At 33.9% G+C, this 6,825-nt stretch carries 6 protein-coding genes; all 6 read left to right on the top strand.

What is annotated here, in order from left to right; genetic code table 11:
• The first annotated feature begins 269 nt into the window (after positions 1-269).
• Positions 270-1,361: a tyrosine-type recombinase/integrase gene (locus BJ095_RS18475; protein ID WP_036180362.1), complete on the top strand. Its 1,092-nt coding sequence runs from the start codon at positions 270-272 to the stop codon at positions 1,359-1,361.
• Positions 1,348-2,049 carry a hypothetical protein gene (locus tag BJ095_RS18480; protein WP_036180364.1) on the top strand — a complete coding sequence of 234 codons (702 nt, stop codon included), beginning with the start codon at positions 1,348-1,350 and terminating at the stop codon, positions 2,047-2,049. The genes BJ095_RS18475 and BJ095_RS18480 overlap by 14 nt, the downstream gene beginning before the upstream one ends.
• Before the next feature lie 130 nt (positions 2,050-2,179).
• On the top strand, positions 2,180-3,613 hold the full coding sequence (gene istA / locus BJ095_RS18485; protein WP_036180366.1) for an IS21 family transposase: 1,434 nt from the start codon (positions 2,180-2,182) through the stop codon (positions 3,611-3,613).
• Positions 3,597-4,322 carry an IS21-like element helper ATPase IstB gene (istB, locus tag BJ095_RS18490; protein WP_036180369.1) on the top strand — a complete coding sequence of 242 codons (726 nt, stop codon included), beginning with the start codon at positions 3,597-3,599 and terminating at the stop codon, positions 4,320-4,322. The genes istA and istB overlap by 17 nt, the downstream gene beginning before the upstream one ends.
• A 55-nt stretch (positions 4,323-4,377) precedes the next feature.
• The gene (locus tag BJ095_RS18495) at positions 4,378-5,682 is read left to right on the top strand and encodes a tyrosine-type recombinase/integrase (RefSeq protein ID WP_235867713.1); all 1,305 of its coding nucleotides are present in this window, start codon (positions 4,378-4,380) and stop codon (positions 5,680-5,682) included.
• A 22-nt stretch (positions 5,683-5,704) separates the two neighbouring features.
• On the top strand, positions 5,705-6,091 hold the full coding sequence (locus BJ095_RS18500) for a DUF6262 family protein (RefSeq protein ID WP_036179320.1): 387 nt from the start codon (positions 5,705-5,707) through the stop codon (positions 6,089-6,091).
• Positions 6,092-6,825: the final 734 nt, after the last annotated feature.

Genomic DNA, 6,825 nt, shown 5'->3' on the forward strand with positions numbered 1-6,825 from the left:
AATTATATCTTAATTAACCTAATTAAAAAAGCTACCTACTAGCATGTAGTCTATTAAAATTACCGTTATAAATGTTAAAGCATTACAGAAACAATCGGGCCATTATATGTAGTATACCAGTACGTAGTATTTATCGTTAATAACGTTAAATACTACGCTTTTTTTGTTTCTTTATTTACAACATATATTGAGTAGAAAAATATAGTAAACATAGTTTTCATAGATAGAATAAAAAAATTATAGCACTATTGTATCTGGAGGTGATGTTGATGAAAGTGCAAGAGGTTTTAATTGATGACAGAAAGAGATATTTGCTAATTGATGGGGATAACAAACCTGTTGTTCCTGTTTTAAAGTTTCTTAAATATCTAGATAACATTGGAAAAGCGGAAAATACATTAAAGTCATATTGTCATTATTTAAAGTTTTACTTTCAATTTTTAAACGAAAAAGAAAAAGAGTACAAGGAAGTAGATCTTGACCTCCTGGCGGAGTATATTTCTTGGCTTAGAAGCCCTTATCAATCTACTAAAGTAGTTCAATTTCAACAAACAAAAGCAAGAAGATCCGAGCGAACAGTTAATACGATGATGACCTGTGTTCAGAGTTTCTACGATTACCTGATGAGAATTGAAGACTATGAAAAAGACCTATCCGAAAAAACAAAGAAACAAGTGATTGGTAATCATCGATCATTCAAACCCTTTCTACATCATATTTCAAGGGGTAAGCCACATGATAAAAACATATTAAAAATCAAAGAACCACGAAGAGAAGTTTTAACGCTCACAAAAGATCAGATTCAATCTATTCATGATTCGTGTAGCAATATTCGAGACGCCTTATTGGTTCGGATTTTGTATGAAGGTGGCCTTAGAATTGGTGAGGCGTTATCTTTATGGATTGAGGACTTTGATATCGGCTCTACCTCCATTCAAGTAAGAGAATCTAAAACTGTAAGTGGTAAAGGAAGAAGAATATATGTATCTGGCGATACAATGAATGTTTTTCAAGATTACCTGATTGATTATCATGATGCAGATACCAACTATGTATTTATAAATTTAACTGGCCCTAATAAGGGCGAACCATTAAATTATCAAGCAGCTTACGATGTAATAAAACGCATCAGGAAAAAAACTCAGATTGATATTACTCCCCATATGTTAAGGCATACTTATGCCACTGAGCTTCACGAACAAGGGGTTGAAATATCAATAATACAAAAGTTATTGGGTCATTCGAACGTTCAAACGACAATAAATACGTATGTTCACCCTACAGATGACACTATACGAAAAGAGTGGAAGAAAGCACATGACAAGATGAAAGGTGACAATAAAGAAAATGATTTTAAATAAAACTTCTGAACAACAGGCGTTAGCTCTAAGTTATGAGAAAGTTATGCAAGAGTTAAGTGGATATTGGAAAAATGATCAATGGGATCCATTAGATTGCCCACTCTACAAAAAAGGAGCAAAAATAAAAAAACAATCAATAAAATTCAAGGACACATTAAATCCAAGAATTAAAAATGAGTTAAAATATTATTTCTTCAAACGGTTAACTAATTCAGAAATAAATATGGTGACAGTCTGGAGTAATTCTAGTGCAATCAATAGATTACAAGATTTTATCTTGCGATTTTATTCTGATATTGGCTCTATTCTAGACATCCCTTACGAGAAATTTTCAATTCACTATAAAACCTATCTCCTTGAACATGGAAAAAGCAACTTCACAGTAAAGGGCTACCTCCAGTTATACAATCGAATTTATTCATTTTTTCTAGACTGGTATGATCAGCGACAGGAAACAGAGAAAGATATTTGGGATGTTCGGAAACTAGATATTGATTACAATAATAGTAGTTATAGTTATGTTATAAATTTCACTTCCATACCAATGCCCTTTCGAAATTTGGCAAAAAGATATATCCAAAAGCGAGTTCTTATACAAGAGAGTTTAAGTTGGGGTTCAGCCATACAAACTATGGCAAAGCTACAAGAATTCTTTAAGTATATTTATAAGCTGTTTATTGCAAAATAAAAGTGCAGACTATTGCAACGTATTTGTACAGAGTCTAGCACTTTTTTAGTGCCACAAAAAAAGACTTGCCAGCCACCCCAAGTCACTCTACTGTAAAGGTGTCGAATCTCATCAGTGGAGGAATGAAAGGATGCTAGCAATGTCTGAAGTTAATTGTATCAAAACTTTAAGAAACGAAAAAGGACTATCTATTAGCCAAATTGCGGATACATTAGATATAAATTGGAGAACAGCAAAGAAATATGGGGATGGGGATCAACTTCCTCAAGAGAAAACATTTCTAAAAAAAAGAATGATGTATGAAGAACGTTGGGGAGAAATAGTTCTAGATTGGTTAGAAGAGGATTCGAAGGTGAAGAAAAAACTAAGGCGAACAAATAAGCAAATGCATGAGGAACTAGTAGCATTAGGGTTTCCAGGGTCTTATCGAACAGTCTGCGACTTTATTGTAAATTGTAAAGCTGCAAGGGATGACGAACAATCGAAAGGATACGAACGATTAGCTCATCCAGAAGGTGAAGCTCAAGTGGATTTTGGTGTAATGGAGGCTGTACATGAAGGTGAAATCGTTGATGTACATGCATTAATTATGTCATTCCCAGCAAGTAATACCGGTTTTGTAGTACCTCTTCCCTCTGAAAATCAAGAGTGCTTTCTAAGTGGTCTAAAGCTACTATTTAAACAAGCTGGAGGTATTCCGTTAAGCATTCGAATTGATAACTTAACACCTGCGGTTAAAAAGGTACGTGGATCTGAAGGCGAGGCACAATTAACAGATGAATTCATGGCATTTAAAAATCATTATGGATTTAAAGTACAGGTATGTAATCCACGAAGTGGCCATGAAAAAGGAAATGTCGAAAGAAAAGTCGGCTATGTAAGGTATAACTTTTTTAGTGTACCACCTGTTATCAAGGATTTTGATGACCTGACGGAACAACTCTATCAAAAGTTTTTAATAGATAGAAAGAGAATGCACTACCGAAAAGAAGCGATAATCGAAGACCTTTGGGCATGCGAACAAAAGCAATTGCTTAAATTACCAGATAATGATTATTCAGTATTTAAACAAACGACAATCAAATTTAATAAATACAATGAGTTCAAATTAGATCAACATCTTATTCATGTACCGAAAGCAAAGAACTATAGTCAGCTGTATTGCATCACATTTTGGAATGAATTTAAGGTTATTACCAACGAAGGTGAAGTACTATTAAGCGATGCAAGACCCTATATGAGAAAACGTAGATTAATTCCCTGGAAGGATATCTTAAAAGATTGGGTATATAAACCACGAGTGGTCGGACATTCACGCTATCGTGAGTATTTACCTGCAAGAGTACGTGAATACTTACTAACACCCTCTCTGTCTCTAAGAAAACAACGTATCAATGAAATTATTACGTTATTAGTACAGTATGATATGAAAGGAATCAATGAACAGTTCTACGAACTGATTTCAAAGAATGATGAAGTTGTATCAAATCCTTACGATGTCGAGTGGTCACAGTATGATGCATTACAACCCATTGGAGGTGTGAATCATGAAGGAAACCATTGATCAATTATGTAAGCAACTACGTCTAGCTCATATAGCAGAAGGATTTGAAGATGTTCCATTTACAACGCCAAATGAATTCGTCCACCAATTATTATTAAAGGAACGTGATGGACGAGAGCAAGCCAGAGCAGCAAGAAATATTAAAAAAGCACGCTTTCTAGATTATAAAGTTTTAGAGAATTATGAATGGCATAAGGATATCAGTTTACCGCACCATCTGAGTAAAGAAGAATTGATGAATTTAGATTTTATTAAACGAAAAGAAAATGTAATTTTGGTTGGATCTCCTGGTACAGGGAAAACACATTTAGCCTCAGCTTTAGGAAGACGGGCATGTGAAAGAGGATTTGAAGTACGTTTTTATCGTGTGTCTCATCTAGTAGAGGAACTAGAATCTGCACTGGCCAATGGCCGATTAACAAGCTTTCGAAAAAAACTAGAGAAAGTTGATTTAATCATTTTAGATGAAATGGGTTATCTCCCATTTGGAAAAGATGGTGCAGAGCTACTTTTTCAAATAATCTCAGAGTGTTATGAACAAAAAAGTTTGATTATCACATCAAATCTTGAATTTAGCCAGTGGAATCGTGTTTTCTCCGATTCGCGACTGACAGCTGCGTTAGTAGATCGCTTGATTCATCATGCACATATTATCTCATACACAGGATCAAGTTTTCGATTAGCGAACGCACTTTCAAAAAAATTGTAAATATATTGGGTGGCAACACTCTGCATTTCTCGTTGCAAATCTCTGCACTTTTCTCTTGCAAAATACATATAAGCAATATCCAAATTGGAAAGAATTGATTGAACTAAGCAGAAGCGATATAGAGGGTTATATATATTTCTTGCGAACTTCCCCTATGGGTGGAGATAGTGTTCATAAAGGTCAAACTCCATCTGATAATCACATTCATCGCTCAATATCTGTATTAGAAACATTTATTGTATATATCCAAAGATATGAATGGGATGAAGCTCCTAAAAAGCCCGCAGGCTTTCTAATTGTACCTGATGATAAACCACGATTACCCCCAAAGGCATCCGGCCCAATCAAGTACATATCTGATTTTGTTTGGGATCAATTAATGTTTCATATAGATAAACTTCCACAAGATATTATTCCACTTGTAATCTTATTAGAAGCAACGGGTTTTAGAATTTCAGATATCTGTACTTTGAAAATAGATTGCTTGATTCAAAAAGAAGATGGTTGGTGGATTATCGGTGATCAGCGTAAAGTAAAAGAGAAAAATCATCGTGTTCCAATTTCGGAGGAAATAGCCAGTGTAGTACTTTCTCAACAAAAATTAACGAGAGAAAAATCTACTACAGAAACAAATCCTTTAAATTATTTATTTCCTACTTATCATGGCACAAGAAAAGGTCAACCGATTTCTAGGGACAATGTAGTAAATAATTTAAACAAACTAGCTTTTGAGAATAATATAGTTGACGACAAAGGTAACGTTTATCGATGTAAAGCTCATGCATTTAGACATCGTTATGGAGTTAACCTTATTAACAACGGTATGAATATTTTGCATGTACAAAAGCTAATGGCTCATGCGAGCCCGGAAATGACACTAGTGTACGCCAAGATTCATGATAAAACGCTTCGGAAAGAATGGGAGAAAGCAACAAGTAACGGTGCTGTAAGATTGAATCCAGGAGGCACAATTACCGCTACTAGTATGGAAGAACAAGCAGATCAAAATGGATTAGAGTTAGAATGGTTACGCCATAATTTGGATTCCGTTCGGTTAGATCACGGTTTTTGTATTAAAAGTCCCAAAAATAATTGCGACTTTTTGGAACAAACTTTAGAACCACCTTGTATAAAAAACAACTGTCGCAGTTTCCATGTCGATCATACGTTCCTGGATTTTTATAACGATCAAATTCTTAAAATTGAATCGGATATTGAGATATATCAAAAGTCAGGTAGAAACAGGTCAATTGAAATTATTCAGCCAAAGTTGAAAAAGTATAAAGAAATTAGAGATGGAATTATAAATAATGGTGGGGTTTATGGACTTCCTAAAACAAAAAGAGAAGCGAGAAACTGAACATAGAAAAGGATGAAATATAATGGCAAATCAAAATCCAAAAACAGAACCACTGCTTCGAAGTATTGAAGAAAAGAAGCAAAAAACAAAGCAAAAGGTTGAAAGCACCATTAGAGAGATGATTAAGCAGAAAGAGAAGATAAATTTTAATTCTGTATCAGTAAAATCAGGAGTTTCAAAGCCTTTTTTATATAAATACAGCGAGATTAGATCTAGAATTGAAACATTAAGAAAACAGGAAGAAAAATTGGATACACCAAATCAAGTTAAACGAAATATGACAGATTCCTCTAAAGATGTGGTGATTGAATCACTTCGAAAGAAAGTGAAGCATCTCGAAGAGGAAAATAAGAAATTGAAAGAACAATTAAAGGTCGATTGGGCAGCAATTTATAATGAAATAAATTAAAGTTATCCATATCTTTAATTACATGTAAACATTGAATGAGGTTCGATAGAACCTCATTTTTTTCCACGATACTATATATAAGCTCCCGATTCTGGAACAAGGTCTTTTACAGTGAATTTTTTAACCTTAACTCTTTCTAAAGCTTAAAAGTTTTGCTACTGGAGTCAATCCAGCTGTTAATCCTGCATTCAAGTTGCGGTTTGGTTTTTTATTTTGTTGTACTACCCTTTACATCTATAATGTATTCAATCGGTGAATTTCTTTATAGAATAGGAGTTTAGTTAAAATTTAGGTGCGTTTTTAAAGACTTAACTATCGGTCAGGTTAGAACAAGCCATTGTCAATAAAGAGATAAGTAAATGAGAAACGAGTTATTGTATTAGCTATAATATTTATTATTGGAATTACTATCAGGGCAATATAGATTGAGCTTTTTCTTTAGGAAAATTGCTATATTAAGAATAACTATCAGAAAATTTGAACTCACGGGAAAAATTCCTTACACGAAAAAGGGGGAAAAGAAAGGTTTGAGTAATAATATATAAAAGCCACGAAGCACGTTGATATGAATGCGTTTCGTGGCTTTTTGAATGTTTCCAACCCATCATTTGAGAATCGTTTCCCCTTTTTTGTGTATAGTGTATTTGGCAAGCAAAAAATGCATTAAACGGCAATCAAAAATGTAACCACTTGCCAACGAAATTTAATTCTGAATAATTGACTCCTTATAACGA

The sequence above is a fragment of the Ureibacillus chungkukjangi genome (genome assembly GCF_003217295.1).
GTDB classification, from domain to species: domain Bacteria; phylum Bacillota; class Bacilli; order Bacillales_A; family Planococcaceae; genus Ureibacillus; species Ureibacillus chungkukjangi.

Bases quoted from the DNA above. Each gene is read 5' to 3' on its own strand.
- BJ095_RS18480 (WP_036180364.1), top strand. From the start codon at position 1,348: ATGATTTTAAATAAAACTTCTGAACAACAGGCGTTAGCTCTAAGTTAT.
- BJ095_RS18475 (WP_036180362.1), top strand. From the start codon at position 270: ATGAAAGTGCAAGAGGTTTTAATTGATGACAGAAAGAGATATTTGCTA.
- BJ095_RS18500 (WP_036179320.1), top strand. From the start codon at position 5,705: ATGGCAAATCAAAATCCAAAAACAGAACCACTGCTTCGAAGTATTGAA.
- istB (WP_036180369.1), top strand. From the start codon at position 3,597: ATGAAGGAAACCATTGATCAATTATGTAAGCAACTACGTCTAGCTCAT.
- istA (WP_036180366.1), top strand. From the start codon at position 2,180: ATGCTAGCAATGTCTGAAGTTAATTGTATCAAAACTTTAAGAAACGAA.